Below are 26,128 nucleotides of genomic sequence, written 5' to 3' on the forward strand. Positions count from 1 at the left end.
GCACTCCTTATAAGAAATACTATAAAGACACTCAATAGTGGTTATAACACAATATTATAGACTTCCTTTAAGAGAACGCGTTGATGTGTAGGCGCGCATCATTCAGCAAGCGTGCCTGACAATTTTTCAATTAAAAAAAAGCCTTATTCCAATCCTTTGCTTAAGCTAGATTTGGGAGGCGTTTGATTTTCTTTCTCATCATGAATCTTAAAAAAAGATGTTGTAGCTCTTCTTAGTTTCCTTGTATCTGTATCTTTTCTTCCTTCGGGGAGTATAAATGAATTATTTTTTTTAAGAACAGGCCTATCCTGATCTACACCTTTTTTTCCGAAGAATCGTTCCAATAGACCAGGTGCTTTTTCTTTGGGTGGCATTTGCTGCGGCGTATGCGTTAGACGCGGGGAATGAGTTGGGCTGTATTCTGATGGTTCTGAAATGGTCTCAGTTCGCTCTCGACCTGTATTGTTAGAAAGTGGTAGTTCGTCTTCCTCAGATTTATCATACAACGTTACAGTGTCCTTTTTTGTATCGCATAAAATTAATAAGTCGTTACACTGTTTCTTGATATTTTTATTTTCTATAGTACTTAACAAGTGTATCGTACTTGCATATTCAGAGAAATTAACCCCATCAATACGCTGTATAAGATTATTTTTAATATCCTCCAATATCCCTCTTGCTGCACTTTCAATTACCAATTTGCCTTTTTGCGACGTAACACCCATTAATTTAGTAACAAAAACCCGCAGCGCATTTTGTAGTTTTCCTTCATTAACGCCTTCACCAAGATTTCGGTATCCTTTTCCTTGCCTTGCACTATTAATGACAGCAGCTAAACTGCTTACTGCTTCTTCTTTTTTCGACCCTTTTTTCATTTGTACTATTTGGGCGATGTGAGTTTCCAGGCCCCTTTCCAAGGTTCTCATCTCATCATTAAAATCAAAATAAATAGTTCCCTTTTCTGGGTTACTTTCTGAGCCTAAAAAATGTTCCAGCGTATTCCAGGCATTATTAATTATCGTAGCAAACACAGCAACTTTAGCAGTCAAGAGGTTTCTTCTTACTAAGATTTCAGCACGTTCAGATTCAGTCAATTCACCTGCGAAATCATCAGTAATTTTTTTGTTTTTTCTGCTTAGCCAACTTTGTTGTATTCTATAAATTATGGCGCTGGCGATTTGATCATGTACCTTTTGGATTTCTTTACTTATCTCTTCTTCTGTTGCCCCGTCATTTTCAGACTTAACCCGCTGTGCTATTAATTGCACTTGCCTTTCCCAAAAGATATGCCATGCTTTACTCTCTTGAATAGGCTCGAAAAAAGATTTATAAAAAGCTGCTTTGGTATGCCTTAGGTTAGCTTCATTCACTCGCGGCTGCCATTTATCGAAGAGTTCGCCAAATGATTCGAGTACTTTATCCCCACATAATATTTCTAACAGCTCCGTAGGTTCTTTTATCTGAATATTTGCCAGGGATGGGGTAAAAAATAACCTTCCATTTAATTTATTTAACAATTCACCTACATCTTTACCACTAGCTGGTGTGAATTTCAGAGCATCTGATACATACTCTAAATATTCGACTATCATCTCAGCAGCCTTTTTCATTGCAAGCTCCCTACTTTTAGTTCATGTTGTTTTATAGTTGGCGCCATAGTATCAGTTTATTCCAGCAAAAGGCAGCAATCTCTGCCCCAAACCAGACCAACCTATCCAATAGATAAAAATAATTTGAAGAACAGAAATGCGGGTATCTAGAGCATAGTTTTTGCAGGAACAACAAACGCAGTAACTGTCTTGAAATTTACTTCCAGGACAGTTAGTGCGTTTGCTTTGTTACAGTTATTTTATAGGGGCTTAAAAGCTAAATCACGTAAAAGTCATGCGAGCTTTTATCACCATTATTTCCATAACGAATAAAGTCAGCTAAGAATGCGTAATTTTCCACTGACCATTCATGAAAAAGGGTTGCGTCCACTGCATTTGTAACTGTTCGTTTTGACCCTTAAGTGATTTCGTTAATTGATTTGCTTTCACGGAAACCGAGTGATTCGAACTATCAATTTTTTTAATAGAAATTAAATTGCTTTGTTGATAATTAATAAATTGCGGCAATAAGATCTCAACGTTAGCGTCTTTTGCATCAACATCAATAATACAATCATCAAGACTAGCCACATACTGGATGTTTTCACTACTATGAATCGTCCTATGCTTACAATGATGGGCTGATGATACCAAGAGCTCATTTGCATTATATTTTTTAGTTTGGGCAAGGCGATTCAAAAACTCAGCAAGATCGCCGCTATAGCCGCATAAGTTAATGCGAATGAAGGCATCTGAAGCGCCCATCGCGTTACCATTATCCACTGCAACATTAATATCTTTAAGCAGGACCTCCTCGCCAGTCATTTTTGCACTATCTGGGCTATTGAGCTTCGCAAAAAAAGTAGGACTGCCTGGAATGCTTGTGACCTCTGTTCCTGGATAACGCTTAAGCATCTCTGTTTTGACAATGTTATGCCGCTTTACAATGGTATTAAAGGCATCGGTGCGAAGGGCTTGACCTGCGTCAGGAAGGGCGACCAAAGCCGACATAAGATTCAACGCTTCAGCAACACCAGGAGTGCTTTCTCCTGTTGTTAACTTCCAGGTATAGGAAAAGAAATTATGAAAAATACTCGCAGCATATGAATCACTCATGGGGAACCACATATAACCCAGACGATATCCCGGTTTTCCAAGTGCTTTGGAAACAGAATTAAACGCCAAAACATGTTTACCCTCATTCCTTGCCTTGGAAAGCCAAGCAATATTGTCTTTTATATATCCCGTCCCGTCACTACCATAGGATGGTGAAGAAAAGACTAAATCAGCAATGATGATGTTTGCTTGAGTATAAGGCTTGCGAAATGTGCCGTCAGGATTATTGGGTGAGGTTACAAATTCGATCACGGTTTCATCGGGTTTTGGCTTCACTTCACTCGGATCGTTAAAGCCTTGAAATCGTGCATTTGGATAGGGTCGAAAAGTCACTGCGTGCTCATGGAATGAATAAAAGGGGATCTTTTCAACAAAAAGGAAGTGTTTTTGTGGCTCTGTCGCCGCAATAGCATAAACTAGGGCAAAAATAATTTGCAGTGATCCATTCGATGGACAAAAGGCATATTGTGTTTCACGAGGATCAAGAAACAATTCTTTATTACCAATGCGTTCATGATAAGCACGAAGTGTTTGCTCTACCTCATTAAAAAAAGCCACGCTTGAGGGGATGAGTAGACTTTTTTCACCGGGTTGTCCCAAATAAACGGAACTGTCAAAAACATGCACCGCAGGAGGGTTAAGTAGGCCATAACGTTGGTACAACTCAGTGAACAACGGCGTTTCGTTTGGCCGCATGTAAATTAGAGGGTCAGAAGCATTGGCAGAGGCAGTGACAAATGCAAACAATAAAAAAATCCTGGACTTTAATATTGCCTTCAAAAAATTCGTTCTAAGCATCAACCAATCTCCCTATAAAATAGCTCCTTTTAGACATAGTTACAATTAGACCACTTAGGGTCAAGCTTTTTATTTATTAGATTGACACCAACTATTATTTACTTTCTCTGCAACGTCGGACTGCTGCGGATATCGGCTAGCTGCAGTCCCGAAAGCAGGGGGCATGCCTTGAATTTTGAATCATCAATGTAATCTTCAAGCCCTGACTCCATGAAGCTCTATTCTTTTATTAATGCTTCAAGGATAATTGGATCTGGGTTAACATAGAGCAATCACATGATGAAGGAACCATTGATATGGGTAATAAATTATTGGTTTTATTGATGGGAATTGTTTCTATTGCTTGGCACGTGTTGAGATTGCAAAATTGATGCGCGGATCGTCCAACATCCATTTGGCATAATCCGATTTTACTTTGCCGGGCTCGTCTCCAAACAGGGCATTGTAAAAACGGATGCTATCCATAAGGTCATCAACGCCAATATGAATATGAAAACGTTTCATGATTTACTCCTTTGTAGAAGGACAACAACGATTTAATTCAATAACAAGGCAATTTTTTGTTTCAGGTTGTTGAATTTTGACTTGCTGTTTACTACAACAATCCTGAACCATAAAGGCGATAAAATCACGCATAGATTCAAAATTAACTGAATAAAAAACATAACGCCCTTTACGGCTAGAGGTTACAATTCCAGCATGAGACAAATGGCTTAAATGAAATGACAAGGTATTATGTAAGATACCTAATTCATCGCCAATAGCACTTGCTGATAATCCTTCTGGACCAGCCTGTACAAGTAATCGAAATACTTGTAAGCGGGTTTCTTGCGAAAGGGTATCAAATATTTTTAGAGATTTTTTTATGTCCATAATTCTAGAATAATAGAATTATTTGATTTGATCAAGTATACCTCAAGAGTAGGGAAGTGATTTTTAGTCAATGATTTTGCCAAAGCTCAAGCAAGCAACTAATAGTTTGTTGGTTCTAAAAATAAATTACAATTATGCAATAGGTTAAGTTAGATGATTATGCTGTTTATACAGTTTTGCGTGCGGCATTTCCCCACTAAATAGCATAGAAATGCTCAAAAAATGAGATAAGTTAGATTATTGAACTTTCTTTATTTGTATTCCACATAATATGCAAATATATCCCTTAATCTATATTGTTTATCACAGGAGTGTTTATGTCTTTTTTTGAAATTATTGCAATTCTAATCACTCTCTCAGCTTTATTTAGTTATATTAATTTTAAACTGTTCAAACTTCCCCCAACAATTGGACTGATGGCCATAGCCTTAGCACTTTCTTTATGCTTGAATGTATCTGGTACTATCTGGCCTGAAATTATTTCAGGTTCTAGAGTTTTTTTGGAGCAGATCAATTTTAATGATACGTTACTCCATGGAATGCTAGCTTTTCTGCTGTTTGCTGGTGCGCTTCATATTAATATTAGCCAACTTGCTGAACAAAAAATCGTTATTACTGTGCTAGCCTTCATCGGCACCTTAATCTCTACAGTCATTGTAGGTGTGCTAATATATTGGCTACTCTTTGTAATCAACGTTCAAATTTCTTTTATCTATTGTCTACTCTTTGGCGCACTTATTTCACCCACTGATCCGATTGCAGTGATGAGCATTTTAAAAACCCTAGGAACTCCTAAGAATTTAGAAATGAAAATCGCTGGAGAATCGCTCTTTAATGATGGAGTTGGTGTTGTACTCTTTCTGGGGATTCTTGAAATTGCCTCGAGCCCACATGAACTCAGTATCTCACCTTTATTAATACTGTTTGTTACAGAAGCTATCGGAGGTGCCTTGTTTGGATTAGTAACCGGCTATATTGCCTACCAAATGTTAAAATCCATTGATAATTATCAGGTTGAAATTCTTATCTCCCTTGCCCTTGTGATGGGGGGATATGCATTAGGAGAACGGATTCATATCTCAGCCCCCATTGCAATGGTAGTGGCTGGATTGCTTATTGGTAATCATGGACGACAGTTTGCAATGTCTGATAAAACACGCCAACATCTAGATACCTTTTGGGAATTGCTAGATGAAATATTAAATGCTGTACTTTTCCTTTTAATAGGCTTGGAAGTGCTCGTACTGACTATCAATAAACTGTATCTGTTGCTTGGGATAATTGCGATTCCAGTGGTTATACTGGCGCGATGGATCTCAGTGGCAGTGCCCTTAACTTTAATGCGGCGTCAACTAAAATTCACACCGCATAGTATCAAGATTCTCACCTGGGGCGGATTGCGTGGGGGGATTTCCGTTGCATTGGCTCTTTCTCTGCGCGATATAGTTGGAAAAGAAAATGAATTTACCTTTGAAGCTATCTTAATGATGACATATATAGTGGTGATTTTTTCAATCTTGATTCAAGGACTGACAATTGGTCCCTTGGTGAAGAAACTGTATGCGAAGAGTTGAATTGAAAATACTACTTTGGAGTTAATGCATGAAGTACTTTCTCCTGAAAATAAAAACAAAGAGTCTTTTATGGACTGAATTGTCTAGGGATAGTATCTTTGGATGCCCTAATTATTAATACAAAGCTTAATAATCGAAAGAAAGATTTTCATGGAGGACATTGCAGCAATTTTTCTTATTTAAGAAAATAACTTTATATGTCTCTTAAAAGATCAACTAATAAATTGATTGAATTAGCAAGAGCTATTTGTTCTTCCACAGTTAAAACCTGAAGATTCTCGTTCAATCTATTATGCAGAAGATAAGGAGCAGCAGAAACAAACTCTTTTCCTTTTCCTGTAATATCAATATAAATAATGCGACGATCGTGAATATCACGTGTTCGATTAACAAATTGTTTTTCTTCTAGACGGTCAATTACCCCTACAATAGTGCTCATTGATAAATAAATTTTTTTTGAAAGAGCAGATATGGTCACTCTTCCATTTTCATAAATTTCATACAAACAGACTATTTGAGGAACAGTTATGCCATAGCATTTGTTTAATCTTCTGGAATGATAATCCATCTGCTGCATAATTTTTCGTAAGGCAAGAATGATGCTTTTGGAGCGCTGCTCTGACTGTTGAGCAGCTGTTATTTTGTTGTCAGGCGATTTTTTATCGATATCACTCATGGAGGATTCTATACCTATTAACGGTTGCAATGAACTAATTTACCTATTACCATGACAAATACTTTGTGTACAAATCATATCAACTGATATAGATCTTTAAGGGCATTAACTATTGTATCCAAGTATTCAATATAACTATAGAAGAATCCTCAAAAATAATATTGGAATTAATTTTCAATACACCAATCACTTTAGTAATGCTCGAGTATCATCAACAAAGGGAGGATTATCGAATGGATAATCAAATTAACAAACTCTTAAAATCAACCAAGAATGCTTCGCAATCGAGCTGCGCTCCAACAGAAGAAGAAATTTATTTTAATAGTAATGGAGTATTAACATTAGGAGTAGAAATTGAGCTGCAGCTCATTGACTCTAAAAACTATAATTTATGCTCAAGAGCAACTGATGTACTTAATGCTACAACCCATCTAGAAAAAATTAAACAAGAGTTTTATTTAAGTACTATAGAAGTGAATACAGATAAATGCATCACTGCTCAGGAAGTTGAAGATGATCTTTATAAAACACTCGCTTCATTACAACTGGCAACAAAGGATTTGGGTATTCTATTTTCCACAACCGGCTCCCACCCGTTTTCTAAATACTCCGATTGGGTAGTCTCTCCTACGACTCGTTATCAAGAGCTCATTGATCGTAATCAATGGCTTACCCGACGTATGAGTGTATATGGCTTACATGTTCACATTGGCATGTCCAGTGGTGAAGACTGCATTCGGTTTAACAATTTTTTTATGTATTTTTTGCCTCATTTATTAGCGCTGTCTTCAAGCTCTCCATTTTGGCAAGGAATAGATACAGGGCTTGCTTCTTGTAGACCAACTACGTATGAAGCGTTGCCAACTGCAGGACAACCCTATCATGTCCGAACATGGCAAGATTTTGAGCATCTATATAAGTCATTAAAACTATGCGGTTCGATTAAATCACTTAAAGACTTATGGTGGGATTTAAGACCAAGTCCTGGTTTTGGAACATTAGAAATTCGTGTTTGTGATGGAGCAGCCACTTTATCAGAGACTCTTGCTTTAGTTGCCTTGATTCATACACTTGCCCATTGGTTTGCTGATAATGGAAGTTGGCTTGAATCAGTCGCCTATCCTCCTTATTGGCTTTCTCGTGAAAACAAATGGAGAGCCATTCGTTATGGTTTGGATGCTGAACTAGTAATGAATACTGAAGGTAAAACCAAATTGATGCGCGAAGACATCCATGAATGGTTTGAGAAATTAAAACCATATATCAAACAATTGAACTATCAAACTTATTTTTCTACTCTTAAAATGATTATGAATTCGGGTACCAGTTCCGAACGTCAACGCAAGGTATTTGCCCAAAATCGTTGTCTTAAAGATATTGTGAAGCACAACGTAAGCGAATTTTTACTTCAAACTCCTTTATACAGACGTGAATCTATTATTCCATACCCTTGATGGGGGTTAATCACTATTTAATAAAAACTAATTCGAGGAAGATCTTAATGAAGCAAGTAACCTATAAATCAAAAAAATTGGGCGACATAATCATTAAAAGCAAATCCAATCAGTATACAATTCTTTCGAACAGGTTGGAGGCGAGATCCCTTAACCAAGATGAAGCGTTTTTTTTAGTCGATAAATACACTCATCTTTTAGAGAATCCTGAAAATACACGGTTGTTTGGTGCCGGGGACCCCTGGACGCCTTCAGCAGTAGAAGAATTCATCCAAGATGAAAAGAAATGTTGGAACTCCGGTAACAAGTTCTCTGTGTTTTCAATTTACCTTCCTGCTACTCAAGAGTTTATTGGTTATCTTCATATAAAACATTCTTTGAAAGATTTCTCGAATGTAGGAATTGGTCATCCCAATGTTGGGGAGATCATTTACATTATTGATCAAGCGTTTTGGGGAAAGGGCTATGGAACTGAAATCGCAATCTTAGGAAAAAAATTTATTAAACACATTATTTCTGAAAGTGCCAATGAAACCTTAGAAAAGAGTATTAAAGAAATTGTTGCTACAGCGCATCCCTCCAATGAAGGCTCAAAAAAAATTTTACAAAAAACACTGAAAAATCAGGACCCACACGAATTTACTAAATTTAATGGGCAGCCGCGCCTATTATTTTTTAAACCCTTAAAAACCGATGTTACCTTGGTAGATGAATCGAACGCGTTAACAGCAAAATTATAAAAAGGAGGGTTTATGTGTGGTATTGCTGGTGAATTCCAATTCAATAAAAAGAATATTTCTCTTTTAAATCTAGAAAAGGCTTTGCTTAAGCAGTTCAACCGTGGCCCTGATGATGGTCAAATATACCTTACGAAAGGCATGGCGCTTGGACACAGAAGGCTGAAAATATTTGACCTGTCTCATCGTGGAATGCAACCTATGGTCGATTCGGATTTAGGTCTGGCATTGGTTTTTAATGGAGCAATCTATAATTTTGTGGCGTTACGTGAAGAATTAAAATCTAAAGGATACTCTTTTATTTCAAATAGTGATACCGAAGTACTTCTCAAAGCCTATCATGCCTGGGGGAAGGATTGTGTGCATCGTTTTTCTGGTATGTTTGCTTTTGCAATCTGGGAACAAGATACGGGTAAATTGATACTTGCCCGTGATCGTCTAGGCATTAAACCTCTTTATTATAGCGCAGATGCAAATTATGGATTTAAATTCGCATCCACCTTACCTGCATTAATTGAATTTAGTGATATCGATACATCAATTGATAAAGTTGCACTTCATTATTATCTTACATTTCATGCAGTCCCTGAGCCACTTACTATTTTATCTGGTGTAAAAAAACTTCCTCCAGGCTCTATAATGACTATTCATCCTGAGGGTAAAATTGAAGAAGAGGTTTATTGGGACTTAAATTTTGATAATACAAAAACAGATCATTATCGTAATGAACATTATTGGATAAAAGAAACCTACGAAGTATTAAAATCAGTAACGCAACGCCAATTAGCAGCAGACGTTCCTGTTGGTATTCTACTTTCTGGAGGGTTGGATTCTTCATTACTTGTGGCGATGGCTTCCAAACTCGGACATGAAGAAATGCAAACATTCTCTATTGGGTTTGATGGTTTAAATGGAGAGCAAGGTGATGAATTCTTCTACTCGAATCTAATTGCTTCAAAATTTAATACACAGCATCAGCAAATGTTTATTTCAAATAAGCAGTTAGCTTATTCATTAGGAAATTGTATTTCTGCAATGTCAGAACCTATGTTGAGTCATGACAATATTGGCTTTTATCTTCTTTCTCATGAGGTATCCAAACATGTTAAAGTAGTTCTTTCAGGCCAAGGCGCAGACGAGATTTTTGCGGGTTATCATTGGTTTCAAAATATACATGTAAATCAAGCTTTACCCTCACAATCAGCGCAAATAATTTTTAACAAGGTAGCTGATCGTTCTTTTAAAGAATATCAGCAACTGGTAATGCCAGACTTCCAAACGACATTTCATGCTTCGGATTATTTAATTAAGCTGTGTGAAAGAAATAATTCTAAAAACCCAATTGATAATTTACTTAAATATGAAAGTACCTTTGCATTAGCAAATGGCCCTTTAAGCCGAGTTGATAATATGACAATGGCAGCAAGCCTCGAAGCAAGAGTACCTTTTTTGGATGAAAAGATGCTCCAACTTGCAACTTCTATGCCCCTTCAATATAAATTGCCCCAAAGAGGTAAATATATTTTAAAACAGCTTGGAAGAAAAATGCTTCCTAAACCAATTGTAGATCGCCCTAAAGGATATTTTCCTGTTCCAGCGTTGAAATATTTAGAGGGGAGTACTTTGGAGTTAATGCGTGAGGTACTTTCTCCTGAAAACATAAAACAAAGAGGTATTTTTAATTTACAAGCGGTTCAAAACTTATTTACAAACTCAGCAAAGAATTTTACGCCTTCTGGAATTTCTAAGCTGTGGCAAATTGGTTTGCTTGAGTATTGGCTGCAACAACATAATTTATAACCCTACATACAATAAGGAGGTGTCGCTTAGCCTATAAAGCGACATTGCAGACATTATTAATATTAATACTTTTCAGATGTGGACTGTTGAAGGAATTTTGAAAAAACCAAATAAACACCATTCGTCCAACCAAACCCAATTTCATTGGTAGCATAACTGTATTTAATTTTGTTATCTGTACGGGTGCTTAATGTATTAACATCATATTTTTCAAAAATCGCGTGATTCTTTTGAAACCCTCTATTTACGGTATTAATGAATTTACTAGCTACTTCAATTGCAAACTTTTTGTAGCCATATTTTTCAAGACCAAGCACAGTAAAATATTGCATTGGAGCCCATCCAAAAGGAGCATCCCATTGTAATCCAGAGTTATTAACGCTTGTTACAATTCCCCCTCTCTTTAATAAATCGGGTAGATGTCTCACTACTGCTGCAGCCTGTTCTTTTGAGGCAATACCAGCCCACAAAGGATAAAAAGTGGTGGCAAACGGATAAAACTTTCGTTGTTTCTTTTTAAAGTCGTAGTCCAAATAATAACCTGTAGGCTCATCCCATAAATAGCGATTTATATTACTAATCCGAATTTTGGCTCGATTTTGCCATTTCATAGCCTCTTGAGAATCACCTAATATCTCATAGATTTCCTGTGTATCGCGCTCCATTTGATATAACAATACATTTAAATCTACGGGAGCATAATCTAATATTCCAATACCAAAAGGCCCATATTTTGCGGTAATATCAAAACCAGACTCACGTATTGTACGATCAGCAATATAAAAAAAACTGGTTAACTTATTATTTTGGTTGTCATAAAAGCGCGTCTTGTCATAATCAACTATTGAATGGGTTTTAAAATAATTTAATACTTTTTCATAATATAATGGTGATTCTTCGGGTGTGCGTCCTTTTCCAGCCGAGTAATATCGAGATAAGCCAATGTTAGGTATTGCATGAGGCGGAGATGTCCAAAAATGGTATAATTTTTTAATTGCGGGCAAAGTAGATTTTAACCAAAGTTTATCAGAATCTTTTTGATAATAAGCCAATATCATTTCCGTTAAGACAGGTGGCTGTGTTCTCCCTAAATAATAGGTGCGGTTAGCATTTAGAATGGTCCCATAATTTATTACTTCATAAATTAAATTATCCACCATACCCTTTGCAAGGGTAAATCGATTATTTTTGAGAAGCCCCAATTCAATAAAAAAGCTGTCCCAAGCATACATCTCATTAAACCGACCTCCAGGGACTACATAGGGGTATGGCAAAAAAAGCAGGCCATGTTTTTTTATTTGAGTATAATCTTTAGGTAAATACTTAAACTTAATTTCGGTTAACTTTATATTTTTTTGCCTAACTGCTTCTATATTTTCATCTTTTGGTAAATACACTATCAATTCATCGATTGATAATTTTGGATCCACACTGGATTGAACCCAATTATCACGTGTTAATAAATCCCAGCTTTTATTAATATATTGGGTGACTTGTAAGTTAATATTATCAACTTCACTAGAAAATGCATTTTGCAAAAGAAAAATCAATATTAATAAAGACTTATATAAATATTGACCTTTTAAAACTATGCGCAATTTTATATCCTTATGTATTACATTCCAAACTTGCTAATCTTATTACGTTATATTTAGTTTATTAGTTGTAACGTGAAAGCAGACTTGCATCTATTTCAATTCAAGTTGCCAGCAATATATTGTCAATCATACCCAATGGTACCAATACAAATAATTGAAGAAATGAAATGGTCCCATCAACTTAAAATACGATATCCTAATGTGCCAAAATAGAACTAAGCATTTAAGACTCAATATAAATAGTACAATATTGAGTATTGATTTAGCAAAAATATATTTCAGCCGATTGTGGTTCGTGACCGATGTGAAAGAGATTTGGCTAATTTCTGACGTTATTGCGAATTAGCTAAAAATTGGGGAATATAGTTTCTTCATTGGCCTTGGTTTTTTAAACATAACTTCCGGTTGCCATGAAATAAAACCACTATAATCATATAATCAAGAGAAAAGGGAGTTTAACCATGTTTATCGAGCAATTTTATGATGAAGGACTCGCACATCTATCTTATATGATTGGTGATGAAGATAAAGCAATCGTAATTGATCCTCATCAGGATGTAGGAGATTACCTTGACCTTGCGCTTAGGAAAAAGGTAAAAATAACACATATTTTTGAAACACATCGAAATGAAGATTATGTTATTGGCTCGTGCTCGCTAGCCAAGAAAACCAACGCAAAAATTTATCATGGTAACCAGTTGAATTTTAAATATGGTTCCTCGGTTAAGGAAAATGATGAATTTCAATTTTTAAATATTCTAATTAAAGTCTTAGAAACACCAGGACATACGCCTGAAAGCATTTCTCTAGTTCTTTACGATACGGCCTCTAGTGATTCACCCTTTGCTGTATTTACAGGGGATACTTTATTCGTAGGAGCCGTAGGTCGTACTGATTTATGGAAGTCGCGTAAAGAAGCCGCTGGATTCCTTTATGATAGTATTTACCAAAAGCTTTTGCCGCTCGGCGATCATGTTTTAATCTATCCTGCTCATGGTGCTGGTTCAGTGTGTGGGGAAGGGATAGGGACACATAATTTCTCTACGATAGGCTATGAAAAAAGTTATAATAAATCGTTACAAAACCTGAGCAAAGAAGAGTTTATAAAAGCTCAATGTCACAGGAAATTTGACCATCCACCCTATTTCGAGGAAATGGAAAAAAGAAATCTACAGGGGCCTGAAATATTAAATGCTGTTCCACACCCAAGCCGATTAAAAGTTGAAGAAGTGGCAAAAAATAAGTCGGCTCAAATTGTTGATGTTCGGCCACCTGAAGCGTATGCCGGTGTCTCAATACCAAATAGCATAGCAATCCCGCATGATATGATCTCAAAATTTGCTGGATGGTTTTTAGATTATGGAAAGGACATCATTTTAATTGCTGAAAACGAAGAAGATATGGAATCAGCAGTCATTCAGCTTATTCGTTTGGGTTATACAGGAATAAAAGGCTGGTTGCCTGGTATCCATGCTTGGGAAATAACAGGCAAAGAATATTGGCATTTCCCAGTTGTGCACGCACAGGAAATTAAAAAACGTCTCGCGAAAAATAAGCAATTCATACTTCTTGATGTGCGCGCGGACAATGAATGGAACGAAGGGCATTTACCTGGTGCAAAACATATCTTCATAGGTGATTTACCAGAACATATAAAAGAATTGCCCGAAGATACAGTGATTACAACTTTTTGCGGTAGTGGCAGCAGAGCTACGATTGCTGCTTCTTTATTAAAGCAAAGAAACTTTAACCACGTGGAAATTTGCTTCGGTTCCATGGCTGCTTGTAAAGCAATCGGATGCCCAATTGAATAAATTAAATTCCATAAGGTGACAAAGAGAGATGAATTTACTTTTTTGGATAATCAAATATCAGCCAATAAATGAAAGATCCTAACAACATTCCAATTACAAAATAAAGCGGATCCATATTAAATGTGGATAGTGCAGTTATGGATGGTCCTGGACAGTAACCCGTTGCTCCCCAGCCTATGCCAAAGATGATGCTGCCAAAAACAAGTTGTTTGCTTATTTTCGTTTTTTCTGGAATGTAAAAAGTTTCAGCCAATTTGGGCTTTTTCGCCCGAAGAACAATTTTGTATCCGATAAAAGTTGTTAGTACAGCAGACACCATAACTATAAGTAACGTTGGGTCCCATGGTCCAAAAAAATCTAAAATCTTTAGGGATGAGTAGACTTTTTTCCCGGGTTGCCCCAAATAAACGGAACTGTCAAAAACATGCACCGCAGGAGGGTTAAGTAGGCCATAACGCGGGTACAATTCAGTGAACAACGGCGTTTCGTTTGGCCGCATGTAAATTAGAGGGTCAGAAGCATTGGCAGAGGCAGTGACAAATGCAAACAATAAAAAAATCCTAGGCTTTAATATTGCCTTCAAAAAATTCGTTCTAAGCATCAACCAATCTCCTATAAATTAGCTCCTTTTACACATGGTTACAATTAGACCACCTAGGGTCAAGCTTTTTATTTATTAGGTCGACACCAACTATTTTTACTTTATCTGCAACGTCGAACCGTTGCAGATATCGGCTAGCTGCAGTCCCGAAAGCGGGGGGCATGCCTTGAATTTTGAATCATCAATGTAATCTTCAAGCCCTGACCCCATGAAGCTCTATTCTTTTATTAATGCTTCAAGGATGATTGGATCTGGGTTAACATAGAGCAATCACCTGATGAAGGAAGCACTGATATGGGTAATAAATTATTGGTTTTATTGATGGGAATTGTTTCTATTGCTTGCCATGCGGCTGGTGGGTATCCCTGTACCCCAAACAATGTCAAAGAAATAAATCACGCAATTAAGAATTATATCGTCAAAACCGCTATATCTTCAAAAGAAGTGACTATTTCCGCAAAAAAATGTGTGGGAAACTACGCTTATGCGGAAGTGGCCCCCAATAAACCCATTACTGATACTGCTATGGTATATTTGCATAAAGAAGGTAAAGGCTGGAAGGTTATGAATTGGGGGACAAGTTTTGATGAAACGTTCTTAGCTAAATTGCCTAAAGAATTGCGAAATCCTTAAATTGCCATGCCCGCATCAAAAAATTGCTACAGCTACTGTTTTTAGTACGAACTTGGTCGATTTGAGTGATGAACAACTTCCGATACATATAGGCAAACAACAAGCGCTACACGTGCTTGTTGAACTACGTAATTACCAATGCATGGAATTATAAAAAGCTATATGCTAAATTGTGTGAATTTCCCTCCAAGAATCATTCTATCATGACTCGATTTTTTAAAATGAATCCCCAGAAAACAAAGCTTGAGGAATGTGATAATCCTGAGAGTGCGGAATTTATAGAAATTTATTGGAATTGGGAAGCTTTTGCCGTTCCAATGGTGTTAGGGTTAGAGGAGGCTGTAAGAAGGTTTAATAATCGGTTTAAGGTTGATGATGATTCTTACTCCGTGATCAGTCCGTCAACTTGGTTTGCGTTATTCGAGCACAATGCAAAATATTGCCTGCCTCAAGAAGCAGAGCTACTGTCTAAAGCAACCTTAGCTATGCGTCCATCCTAGATAGATTAAGAGCTCATATTTTTTTTGGGCACTGCCTCACTGCATTGATGTTTCTTTTTTACCAGCAAGTGTAGCCTTGATAAAGGTAGCGTAATCAAGGTTTATATATTTAAATCTATGGATTCAATTTGCTAATCAAGGCGTTGTCTCAAAAGCAAAATATTGCGTCACTTCCTTAAGCGGCTTCCCGAATGCAGCCGAAGGTGCGGTAATTTGCAATATGGCCGCTAATGTAGGAGCTATATCCGTAGTTTTGGTTAAATTCATGAGCCGTTTAGGTTGAAATGCTGGATGAGCAAATAATAAAGGAACATAACTATCATATTGCCAAGGGGAGCCGTGATCGACATCTGTTTGATCGGGGACAAGGGTATTGGGGGGAAAAACAAGGTAAAGATCACCTACTCGATTTAGAAAAACCATCCTGTTTACTTTATCACTTAACCAATCTTGAGATGTAGACTTTACAGGTAAACTATAGGCTTGAAAAATACCTTTTTGTTGACGTAAAACATTAAGCAACACGTTACTCACATCTTGATAAGCAACACGCTGCTCATCAATGAGGGCTTGGTTAAGATAAATGTAAGGTAACTCAATGGATTGGATAGTCTCTTCGGGTAAATTAAATTTTTCTGCTAAAGTATTTGCAATGAGTATGCGTAGGTCTTTAAGCGTTAAAGGGGAAGCGGTCTTAAAATGATTGGCTTTTAAGTAAGGAGAGGAATTAGCTACTCCATGATCGGCAGTTAAAACAATTAAAGTATTTTTAAGACCGACTTGCTTATCAACTGCTTGCAGAAGTTTTGCCATAGTATTATCAAGACGGATTAAATTATCTTCTGACTCCAGGCTGTTAGGACCAAATTCATGTCCCACTCCATCTACTGCCGAAAAACTGATAGCCAAATAATCTGTTTGCTTATTATTGGTACCGAGCTTTTCTTCTTGTAGTAATTTTATAGCAAAATCGGCAGTTAATTCATCAATCTTTGGCATTGCTTCTAAAATTTCAAAATAACGAGGATCAGTAGGTTCTCCTGTATGATGAGGAAAGTTTTGTTGAAATTCTTTAAAGCGATAACTCGTTATTTTATTACTTAAAGACCAGGTTTCTTTTTGGGGGGAATAATGTTTATTCCAGTCGACAACCCAGCTTGGATAAGCGGAATAATAATAGGAGCTGGTAATAAATCCCCCATTTTTTTGATCAAACCAAAATGCTTTACCTGCATGACCCGCTAAAGTAATGGCAGCGCGATCTTTATACGAAATGCCAAAAGCACGTCCTTTTTTGGCTAATACGATCTCATCACTTAATGTTGAGGCCATTAAGTTCTGAGGAGAACGGCCTGACATGGGTTTTTTCGTGTGAATGGTGGGGAGAATTTGACTCTTTAAGTCTTTTACACAATATTCTGTTTTTTGAGTTTCTCGATTAAACCAACTATTTGCTATGATGCCGTGGAAAACCGGATCCGTACCGGTAGCCAGGGTAGCATGGCCAACACAGGTTACTGTATTCGCATGAGCATGATAAGTATTTTGAAAATTTATCCCATGAGCAAAAAGATAATTAAAGCCATTGGCACTAAATTTATCTTGATATTGTTGGAGCAAATCGCCACGCAATTGATCAATAACCACCTGTATAACGAGCAAAGGTGGGCTGGCATTTGCCAATAAACTGGTTAATGAGAGGAGTAAACTCATTATTTTTTTCATCACTAAATCCCTTTACCAACATTCTCTATACTAGGATCTGTTGACAATTTATCAAAAACACCCTACGTGCCGCACTTTATGCGCGGTATCCAGAAGATCTCAAGATATAAGAGAATATTTGTTCCATGAAAAGGGACGTAGGTGTGGGAATGAATGGTAAACACACCCTAAAAATCCCTTTAAAAAAAGCGAGAGTATCATTTTGTTATAGAGACAACAAGTTTTGATTTTACTAATATTTTTCATACTTATGTAGGTCTGTTGACCCTAGGCTTGGAAAAAAATAATCAACACATTATGATAAATGCCGTTCCACCTAATATTACTCAAGGCAAAAAATAATGAAGGATCTGGTTGAAAAAAAGGATTTTTTTAATTCCATAAGTATCGAAGAAAGTCTCTCTGACCAATTAGAGAGGCAATCAACACGGTTAAATGCTTTGGATTTGCAACGCGGTTTCATTATGTTATTGATGTCCTTTTCACATTTCCGGGATTATTTTCAACCACTTTATTACGTTAATAATGACTGGAATATATCACCTGTCTGGCGTGGCACCAATTGGGTTGATTTAATTCAGCAAATGTTTATTTCCACAGTAGTTGCCGGTGGATTTTATATGATGATGGGAATAGGAGTTTATTTACTTTGGCAGAATCGAATTCGCAATGGAGCCTCCGCAAAACAAGTATTTTACTATCTGCTTAAGCGAGGTGGATTGTTAATCGTGTTGCAGCTTACTTTATTACAGGCTTTTGAAATAGTGAGCTTCGGAAGAATTTATTTTTATGTGGGTGTTTTGTTAACTCTAGGGATCTGTATGATCGTCGCCGCAGGCTGCATGTGGTTAACTCAAACTTTAAAATCAGTGCCACAATTAAAAAATTGGTCTTGGGAGTACTGCATTCCTTTGTTATTTATTGTAATTATTCCATTAAATATGCAGTTATATCTTGGAACTTATCATTCTGATTCTCAAGTTTCTTTGCTTCCCGCTTTCTTTTTTATTAGCGGAGAATATCATTTTGGATTGGATGTCGATATTAATTTCACGCCCATACCTTGGTTTCCTGCAGTAGCCTTTGGGTTAATGATAGGTCATCTGTTGCAAACAAAAGGAAAAGACGCCTATAAGACAATTGGCCAAATTGCCGTGGTACTGCTTGGTGTATGGTTTACTTTGCGTACTGGAAATTTATTGGGTTGGTTTTCTTTTGGTGATTACAAGCCGATTGCGAGCACAGATGCCATAACATGGGCTTCTTATTTTTGTCTCTCAAAATATCCACCAAGTTTCGAGTATTTTTTATGGTCATGTGGCTTAAATCTTTTGGGTATACTGGCATGGCATAAAGCAGAGTTTTTTTCCCCAAGATTAATAGAGTTTGCGCAACCGTTAAAAGTATTTGGTCAATGCGCCTTGTTTTTCTATATGATGCACTGGTTTGTATTTTATGGATTATCCTTGTTCTTTCAAGATAGCTCTTCCACTCCTGTTGTCATCAGCTGTTGGTTATTGGGGATAGTTATTCTTTATCTGTCATGTATAAGGTATCGTAAATTCAAGTTACAAAAGCCGAAAAATTCTTTATGGCGTATGTTTTAAATTGCCTTGATGAAGCGTAGCATAATCAAGGCTACACTTGCTGATAATATTTTCTTACGTTGAATAATCCTGATTGCAAGCAAGGCTTTCCAGGTTTATATATCTCCAATGAAGCAGCACGCTATTTTGGGATATTGAGTTAAATAAGCTTATTCGCTTAAGATAACTATTTAGCAGTATTAAAATACCAAACGTTTATTGTTCAACAAGTGGATTTATAATGCAATCAGAAGAAATATCAAATGAAGAGAAGCCAATCCTCTCTGATAAAGAACTACATGCTCAAGCTCATCAGTATATAAGCGAATTTAATCAACTGATTTTTCAAAATCTTCCCTCCGTAATGTCACAGATTATTGAACGGGAAGTTTGGAAAAAAAGAAATAATCCCTATAAAAATTTTGGGGAGTATGCCCTTGATAAATCACCAGAAGGCCTGGGTATTACTAACAATGAGATGTTGTGGTTATTGCGGTCTGCTATGGATATAAATACGCAGCATGTAGCTCAATGGGGTGATGTTCTTAGTATGGTGGATAACAGTGTCAGGGTATATGCAAAGGAAAATAAAATTTCTATTAAAGATTTGAATAATGACCTTAGGGAGCAAGATAATACGAATCCTAATCTGTATCAGGAAAACAATATTACGTATTTACCCTCTCGTTCCAGATCGATTGATGGGCAACTTTTGAAGTTAAAAAAGAAAGATCCTCTAGCCTATGAAAATGTGATACAGGGAAAAATAAATATAAACGATGCTTGGGTCAAAGTTCCCAGAAAACAACAACAGCCTATTGAAACAATTAAAAATAAATTTTTTAACTTGTCTAAATCAGAGCGTGAAACTTTTTTGGAGTGGCTTGAACAAGAAAAAGAGAACCTTCTAAGTTAGAATTCGCACAAGGCGCCGAGTACTGCAATTTTGCGAAGGAAAAATCGGATAATATTTTTTCTGTTAAAATTTCTCTACATACTATGCTTTATGCGCGGTATCCAGAACGATCTTTTAAGATACTGCTGAGTTTCTCTAAAGCAAGACCCCTGGATACCGCACTAAAACGCGGTACCTAGGCGAAAAAATTTATTGGAGGCTCTTGTAAAAAAGTGACGCTCCTCAGGTCATTTGGGACCCAACAACTTAAAAGTGATTGCAAGGACACTCCGCACTCATACTTTAATGACCATGCAATCCAATGCCAGAGCAATGCTTTGCCCGCCTCCAATACATCATTTATGGCCAGCAGGAACTCAACACTGTTCCTTCATCTAAAGTAGGGCTACAATTGGGCTTAAGAATATCCTCGTCACTCGAGCTCGTATCAAAAAATCTTAGCCCACCTTGCCTCATTTTAGAGTTATCAGGTTTGGGAGATTTTTCTGATTTGGGTAATAGAGTATTTTGAAGTGTATCTGGAGTATGGCTTTGATTCATTTTTTCTATCAATGGCTTCTCCATCAGTGAAGATTGAGTGGATTTTTTTCTTTGAAAAACGGTAGGCCAAGTAAAAGCTATCGATACGAATACTAAAACGATGGGAGACAATATTGCCATGGTAATGGTTAATGCAAGTTGTGCCCCTATTGCTTCTCCCAGCGTTTCGCCAATATGAATTCCGCTTCGGATTCCACCGGCAACAGAATATGCAAGAGAATCACCTATCAAAGCAAATAATTTGAGCATATTGAGGGCTCCATGCTTTATTTTTTGTGCTTTTGTTTGGTTTTCTTCCGGTGGTTGATATATTGATTCAAATTTTTCTTTCAGATCGACATAGGTTTTCGGGTTAAAGACTTTATATACTTGTGAAAAAGTATTAACAACCATCGTTGTCGAAGTACATATCATAGCAATAAAATGTGCTAAAAGAGTATCAGGAGTCACCCCTAAAGCATTAAAAAGCTTATTAACCCCTGATACAGTAGTAAACCAAGTTAGCGTCGCATAAACAGCTAAAAAGATTGTACTTACGGCTCCTAATAAGACACATCGCAAAAGACCATAGGGTTTTTTATAATCTTCAATAAAAAGATTTTTAAATTTTGCATAATTTTCACGTATGCCTACAGCTTGAAACGAATAAAAAGAAATCGCTGCAATCACAGATAACCCAATCGTAACTGCCAAAACCAGAGGGTTAGAGATGAGCAGGCCTGCCCCTAAAAAAGTGAGAAGTCCTACAAGACCAGCATATCCAGAAATGCCCGCAGAGATACATGCCAATAATGTCACGATGCCAAAAAATAATTTCTGTCCTCTATCGACTATCGTTTTTTCTTTTTCATTTTCTTCAAGGGTCTGGAATGTTTTTTGTTTACTGGGTTGAAAGCCAGCACTATCCAGCATTGCTTTCCCCCGACTTAATAAACACACTATTCCGTTACAAAAGGAAAGAACTATTGAAAAAGCGAGGCTAGCCCCAAAGGGAGCTCCTAAAGTACTTAATAATCCCAGGCAAAAAACCATACACAGAGCCATGGAGGTAACGACTTTGCCAGTGACTAATGGCACTCCTTTAAGTAACCTATTTCTATTTTGATCTGGGGTTCTTGTAAATTCCTGGCCATTGCTTGAGTAGGTAGAAATTTGTAAGACCTCTTGCTTCGATAATCTTTTCCCACCCGAAAGTATTTCTCCCCACTTAAAAGTTAGGAAACTCCAAAAAAAATGGGAAAAAGGGCGGATAAGGATATCTGTTATTCGCAAATCGCCATTGAGAATGGCTTGTTGAACTATTTTCGATTCCTTATCAGTAAATTGATATTGGTTGAACGAAGCAACAATCCAATCTTTTTGAGTACGAAATTTTCTTTCTAAAACCTTTAAGATTTTAGAATGCTTATGATTCGTGATAACGATCTGATCTTGAGCTAATAGATTTATTATTTCTATCATTGCGATAAATTCCTTCTAATGCAAAATGATGAAGCTTATTTATAATTTCATAAGAATTCCATTTATATTTTTAAATTATTTTCAATTGATATAATCTGCAATTTTTTTAACTAGAAAGATTTGACATCCTTTGCGAGTTACATTCTAATCGTATTTTTTTCATGATATGGAAAATCATGGCATTTTTGAATTTTCTAAAACCGGCACCTTATCTACATGAAATACAGGATAAAACTGTTGTTGAACGGCAATATCGTTATTGGCGTATTCGCACCTTTTATGCAATGTATATAGGTTATGTTTTGTTTTATTTTACGCGAAAAAGTTTTACTTTCGCGATGCCTGCATTACAAAGCGCCTTGGGGATGAGCAAAACTGAACTGGGTCTGATTGCGAGCATTTTGAGCTTGAGTTATGGCATCAGCAAATTTTTGAGCGGGATCCTTGGCGATAAATCAAATCCTCGTTATTTAATGGCGATTGGACTCATTTTGACAGGTGTGGTCAATATTTTGTTTGGCTTGTCCTCCACCTGGTGGTTATTTGCAATTTTTTGGGGCTTGAATGGTTGGTTTCAAGGGTGGGGATGGCCAGGGTGTACCAAACTATTAACCCACTGGTATTCTCAATCCGAACGTGGCCGCTGGTGGAGTATTTGGAATACATCACATAACGTTGGGGGCGCATTAATTCCCTTGATTGTTGCTATGTGCGCGCAATATTACGGCTGGCGTTCCGCTATGTATGTACCTGGCGTCATCTGCATTCTAGGAGGATTTTTTTTAATCAATCGTTTAAGAGATACTCCGCAGTCGCTTGGTTTACCTGCGATTGAGCAACATCGACAGGATTTTTCCGGTATATCAAGTCACCACCCAGAAAAAACAGAACTCTCAGTCAAAGAAATTCTTTGGAATTATGTGCTAAGCAACCCCTATATTTGGATACTGTCGATTTCTTATGTGTTTGTTTATATTGTCCGAACAGCCATTAATGATTGGAGCATGCTGTACTTAACCGAAGTGAAGGATTATTCCCTAATTACAGCAGGTAGTTGCGTCATATGGTTTGAGGTTGGCGGCTTTTTTGGAAGTCTGGCGGCCGGCTGGCTCTCGGATAAAGTATTTAAGGGCAAACGCAACCCAATCAATGTTCTCTTTACTGCAGGCGTATTTGCCACTTTGTTGCTTTTTGGGTTGACCAGGGGATATACACCATTCCTCGATTCCTTGTTTCTTTTTTTCTTTGGTTTTTTTATCTTCGGACCCCAAATGATGATTGGTATGGCCTGTGCGGAGTTATCACATAAAAAAGCTGCGGCGACTGCAACTGGTTTTGCCGGATTTTTTGCCTATTGTTTGGGTGCTGTTTTGGCTGGTGCTCCATTGGGTGCAATTATCAAAAACTACGGCTGGGATAATTTCTTTCTGACCTTGTTCATTTGCTGCTTGATTCCATTACTCTTGATGCTGCCACTCTGGAATGTGAAATCCCATCGAAGATCTCGTAAACCAGAATTTACAGGCAAATCAGAGTTTGCGTAGTACAGGTTGGGTCGTATTCGACCCAACACAAAAATTTTGAATTACCCCCAAAAGCAAGCTTAGGTCGAGCTCATGCTCCAACATTTTCTTAGCCTTCTCTCCCTAAAAATCCACCGCATACTAAATTCATCATGACCTACCGAATGTTAAGAAATGGCTTTTTGAATAAATCGATAAATACTGAGAATCTTGCCAGTCTGATGGTTTTGCTTCATTAAGTCGGAATATAGCTCTGCATCTTTGGCTATACTTAATCATAAGGGCTAGTAAGTAACATAGGCACTAAACCATGGATGAAAATGTTTTAGAAAATTTTATGAGGCAATCTCATCTTATCAATGATTTGTGTGAACCATTGTTATTGAAGTATGGAGTGAATTTTTTCAGGTACATGGAAATCCACGAAAGTGGAGATTTCATTGGTTTAATCAATAATCTCAAATATTACGAATATGCAGCTTCTCAAATGCAAAAAAATGATCTCTTTCTTTCTGCCCCGTTATGGTCGATAAAGCAATATCCTCAAAGTGGGACCTACTTGTCTTATCTGCGTGCTTCAAATGGTCCTGAGATTTTACAAGAAGTTGCTAGAAAATTTGTAATTGGCAATCTTCTGACGATAGTTAACAAGGAAGTAACTAAGGAAGGGATTTTAATTAAGATTTTTGTTTATGGAACAGATATCAATAATATCAATATTAATCAACGTTATTTAAGAGACCTTAAATTATTTCAGGAATTCAGTCAGTATTTTAATAAACGTATGCTGCGTTTATTAAGTACTATGGACAGGGCTTCTCCCAGTGGGCTTTTGACTACCGATATTAAGGAAGCGGTATATCATTTTGACTGGGATAAGGAGACATTAGAGACAATAAACGTCAAGGATAAAATAATAAAAATTAAACAAGACATCAGGACATTGAATTTAACGAAAAGAGAGCAGCAGATTATTGCAGAATACATGAAAGGCTTAAATCATAGAGAGACAGCAGACAAATTATTCATTGCGAAAAAAACAGTTGAAAGACATTTTGAGAATATTAGAACTAAATTAAATTGTAGCTCCAAAGATGAAATTGTATCTACATTAATGGACAAGGGGTATTTTTATATAGAAGACTCGAAGCATATCACCTAACCACGCGAAGTAACTATTGACTCTGGAGCCTTTCCAGGAAGATTTGAAAACCTATTAGGTAAAAGCAAAATCAACAAGCAGTTATAATAAGCAGAAGTTATAATCTCAAATTTAATTTAAATTGGGTAGATCTACCCACGCGTCGTTTATAGTTCATTTAATAATGCATTCGTAAAATAAACTACCAATTTATAAGTTTATTTAAGGGTATTATTATGAAAACTAATTCAGATATTGAGCAAATATTAAATGAAGATAAAGATAAATTTGAGTTTGATAATTTACCTTCTGAGCTGCAACTTAAAATAGCACAGACTTTATCTAACCCTGATTTGTTAAATTTTGCTATGGTTTCACAGGGTCATTGGTCTTTTTTTAAAGAAGAGGAAGTTGATGTTCGTAAATTATTACACCATGTTGTACGCGGTGAGCATGATTTGGTTCAATCGATGCTAAGAAATAATATAGATTTAATCTTTAAAAGAGGGAAAGTGACGGATTGTTCCGGACGAACCTTTGATAACATTAGTGCTTTTGAGTACGCGCTTTGGGCCCTGGATAAACACATGTGGGATGCCATGCTGGCTTGCATACCTGAAAATGAAGATCGTAGGCCGATATTAGCCAAATTACACTCTCGATATGACCAAGTCAACATAAAGGGAGTCACTTACAGGCTCAATGGAAATACAATCACGGAACAGCATTTTGATTTTGCAAATACCATTATTAAAGAATTGCGACATCACACAAAAATAAGCCGAGCAGCCTCGTGGTTTTGTTATCAAGATCTGGCTGCTCTGCAAAAGCATTGGGTAGAGGGGGTTGGTGGTACACAAAAGCTCTTGCCGATGCATGTTGTTCATGAGTACTGCTCTCCTGAACCCTTTTATCCTGTGCCAAATTTTACCTCCAAACCACAATCATTCAAACAATTTTGGAAAGCTGATAACACTCAAAATTGGTTCGGGCCTTCGTCTGAGTTGGCGCTTGAGTGGGCAATACTTAAAGGAACATTTGGGAGAGCCTATGCGATGCTTCCGCCGCTCACGCTTGCCTTTATAATTAAAGAGGATATAGATGCCTTAGAGAAATTATGTGAAGTAAGAACAATGGACTTTATTCGCCTCGAATCGCAACTTGAAGAACAGTTAACAACTGATAAAACCCCAGGTTTAAATATTGGTTGATTCAGTCGCAATCTAAAAAACCGGCAGCCTAAGCTGCCGGATATACCTTCCTAAAAATACCTCAAAAAACATAAAGAAAAATCTTGGTATAACCAGTTATTCTCATTAACCACGTAACCTACAAAAAATTGGGTATGTCTACCTAACCTACTTGTTGCAATTAGTGTAGAAGCACCGTTATAAAAGTATAAATAATTATCGCATTTAAAGAATGTTCCATCCAGAATTTCTCGTAAGTATTTGGTTTTATCTAGCTTGCAAA

At 36.9% G+C, this 26,128-nt stretch carries 21 protein-coding genes; 12 read left to right on the plus strand and 9 right to left on the minus strand.

The annotated features are described in order from the left end of the window. Window positions 1-143: 143 nt before the first annotated feature. The 4 genes from LXO92_RS04980 to LXO92_RS04995 form a co-directional block, all read right to left on the minus strand. Window positions 144-1,610 (minus strand): hypothetical protein, encoded by a 1,467-nt coding sequence (locus LXO92_RS04980; RefSeq protein WP_232890486.1) that lies wholly within the window; start codon window positions 1,608-1,610, stop codon window positions 144-146. Between the two features lie 318 nt (window positions 1,611-1,928). Beyond that, complete coding sequence (locus LXO92_RS04985) at window positions 1,929-3,503, minus strand: aminotransferase class I/II-fold pyridoxal phosphate-dependent enzyme (RefSeq protein WP_232890487.1); 1,575 nt, start codon at window positions 3,501-3,503, stop codon at window positions 1,929-1,931. Between the two features lie 336 nt (window positions 3,504-3,839). Then, window positions 3,840-4,007, minus strand: a complete 168-nt coding sequence (locus LXO92_RS04990) for a VOC family protein (protein WP_425600741.1) — start codon at window positions 4,005-4,007, stop codon at window positions 3,840-3,842. 3 nt (window positions 4,008-4,010) lie between these two features. Then, entirely contained in the window at window positions 4,011-4,376 is a 366-nt protein-coding gene (locus LXO92_RS04995; RefSeq protein WP_232890488.1) for an ArsR/SmtB family transcription factor, read from the minus strand. 317 nt (window positions 4,377-4,693) lie between these two features. On the opposite strand from LXO92_RS04995, the gene LXO92_RS05000 reads away from it, so the two are divergent. After that, the gene (locus tag LXO92_RS05000) at window positions 4,694-5,950 is read left to right on the plus strand and encodes a cation:proton antiporter (protein ID WP_232890489.1); all 1,257 of its coding nucleotides are present in this window, start codon (window positions 4,694-4,696) and stop codon (window positions 5,948-5,950) included. A 193-nt stretch (window positions 5,951-6,143) separates the two neighbouring features. Here the strand turns inward: LXO92_RS05000 and LXO92_RS05005 are convergent, their stop codons facing one another. Continuing rightward, window positions 6,144-6,626: a MarR family winged helix-turn-helix transcriptional regulator gene (locus tag LXO92_RS05005; RefSeq protein WP_232890490.1), complete on the minus strand. Its 483-nt coding sequence runs from the start codon at window positions 6,624-6,626 to the stop codon at window positions 6,144-6,146. Between the two features lie 233 nt (window positions 6,627-6,859). Between LXO92_RS05005 and LXO92_RS05010 the strand changes: the two genes are divergently transcribed. The 3 genes from LXO92_RS05010 to LXO92_RS05020 are packed head-to-tail and all read left to right on the plus strand — an operon-like array spanning window position 6,860 to window position 10,617. Then, a complete protein-coding gene (locus LXO92_RS05010; RefSeq protein ID WP_232890491.1) occupies window positions 6,860-8,080 on the plus strand; it encodes a carboxylate-amine ligase in 1,221 nt (406 codons plus the stop codon). A 47-nt stretch (window positions 8,081-8,127) separates the two neighbouring features. Continuing rightward, window positions 8,128-8,820 carry a GNAT family N-acetyltransferase gene (locus LXO92_RS05015; RefSeq protein ID WP_232890492.1) on the plus strand — a complete coding sequence of 231 codons (693 nt, stop codon included), beginning with the start codon at window positions 8,128-8,130 and terminating at the stop codon, window positions 8,818-8,820. Between the two features lie 12 nt (window positions 8,821-8,832). After that, complete coding sequence (locus tag LXO92_RS05020) at window positions 8,833-10,617, plus strand: N-acetylglutaminylglutamine amidotransferase (RefSeq protein WP_232890493.1); 1,785 nt, start codon at window positions 8,833-8,835, stop codon at window positions 10,615-10,617. A 62-nt stretch (window positions 10,618-10,679) separates the two neighbouring features. Here LXO92_RS05020 and LXO92_RS05025 read toward each other — a convergent pair whose 3' ends face one another. Continuing rightward, on the minus strand, window positions 10,680-12,209 hold the full coding sequence (locus LXO92_RS05025; protein ID WP_425600744.1) for a trehalase family glycosidase: 1,530 nt from the start codon (window positions 12,207-12,209) through the stop codon (window positions 10,680-10,682). 467 nt (window positions 12,210-12,676) lie between these two features. Between LXO92_RS05025 and LXO92_RS05030 the strand changes: the two genes are divergently transcribed. Then, window positions 12,677-14,029: an MBL fold metallo-hydrolase gene (locus LXO92_RS05030; protein ID WP_182351626.1), complete on the plus strand. Its 1,353-nt coding sequence runs from the start codon at window positions 12,677-12,679 to the stop codon at window positions 14,027-14,029. A gap of 34 nt (window positions 14,030-14,063) precedes the next feature. On the opposite strand, the gene LXO92_RS05035 is transcribed toward LXO92_RS05030, so the two are convergent. Next, window positions 14,064-14,630 carry a DUF6691 family protein gene (locus LXO92_RS05035; RefSeq protein WP_232890495.1) on the minus strand — a complete coding sequence of 189 codons (567 nt, stop codon included), beginning with the start codon at window positions 14,628-14,630 and terminating at the stop codon, window positions 14,064-14,066. Between the two features lie 294 nt (window positions 14,631-14,924). Here LXO92_RS05035 and LXO92_RS05040 point away from each other — a divergent pair, with 294 nt between their 5' ends. After that, window positions 14,925-15,263, plus strand: a complete 339-nt coding sequence (locus tag LXO92_RS05040; RefSeq protein ID WP_182351627.1) for a hypothetical protein — start codon at window positions 14,925-14,927, stop codon at window positions 15,261-15,263. Between the two features lie 203 nt (window positions 15,264-15,466). Beyond that, window positions 15,467-15,763, plus strand: a complete 297-nt coding sequence (locus tag LXO92_RS05045) for a hypothetical protein (RefSeq protein ID WP_182351628.1) — start codon at window positions 15,467-15,469, stop codon at window positions 15,761-15,763. A 135-nt stretch (window positions 15,764-15,898) separates the two neighbouring features. On the opposite strand, the gene LXO92_RS05050 is transcribed toward LXO92_RS05045, so the two are convergent. Further along, window positions 15,899-17,488, minus strand: coding sequence for an alkaline phosphatase family protein (locus LXO92_RS05050; protein ID WP_182351629.1), 1,590 nt, complete (start codon window positions 17,486-17,488; stop codon window positions 15,899-15,901). A gap of 341 nt (window positions 17,489-17,829) precedes the next feature. On the opposite strand from LXO92_RS05050, the gene LXO92_RS05055 reads away from it, so the two are divergent. Beyond that, the gene (locus tag LXO92_RS05055; RefSeq protein WP_182351630.1) at window positions 17,830-19,095 is read left to right on the plus strand and encodes a heparan-alpha-glucosaminide N-acetyltransferase domain-containing protein; all 1,266 of its coding nucleotides are present in this window, start codon (window positions 17,830-17,832) and stop codon (window positions 19,093-19,095) included. Between the two features lie 220 nt (window positions 19,096-19,315). Next, window positions 19,316-19,990: a hypothetical protein gene (locus LXO92_RS05060; RefSeq protein WP_182351631.1), complete on the plus strand. Its 675-nt coding sequence runs from the start codon at window positions 19,316-19,318 to the stop codon at window positions 19,988-19,990. Between the two features lie 339 nt (window positions 19,991-20,329). Here the strand turns inward: LXO92_RS05060 and LXO92_RS05065 are convergent, their stop codons facing one another. Continuing rightward, complete coding sequence (locus LXO92_RS05065; protein WP_182351632.1) at window positions 20,330-21,991, minus strand: hypothetical protein; 1,662 nt, start codon at window positions 21,989-21,991, stop codon at window positions 20,330-20,332. A 176-nt stretch (window positions 21,992-22,167) separates the two neighbouring features. Between LXO92_RS05065 and uhpC the strand changes: the two genes are divergently transcribed. From uhpC to LXO92_RS05080, 3 genes are all read left to right on the plus strand, one after another. Then, complete coding sequence (gene uhpC, locus LXO92_RS05070; RefSeq protein WP_182351633.1) at window positions 22,168-23,535, plus strand: MFS transporter; 1,368 nt, start codon at window positions 22,168-22,170, stop codon at window positions 23,533-23,535. 289 nt (window positions 23,536-23,824) lie between these two features. Then, the gene (locus LXO92_RS05075) at window positions 23,825-24,676 is read left to right on the plus strand and encodes a LuxR C-terminal-related transcriptional regulator (RefSeq protein ID WP_232890496.1); all 852 of its coding nucleotides are present in this window, start codon (window positions 23,825-23,827) and stop codon (window positions 24,674-24,676) included. A gap of 215 nt (window positions 24,677-24,891) precedes the next feature. Continuing rightward, window positions 24,892-25,866, plus strand: coding sequence for an F-box protein (locus tag LXO92_RS05080; protein WP_232890497.1), 975 nt, complete (start codon window positions 24,892-24,894; stop codon window positions 25,864-25,866). Window positions 25,867-26,128: the final 262 nt, after the last annotated feature.

It is taken from the genome of Legionella resiliens (assembly GCF_021344005.1).
Classification (GTDB): domain Bacteria; phylum Pseudomonadota; class Gammaproteobacteria; order Legionellales; family Legionellaceae; genus Legionella; species Legionella resiliens.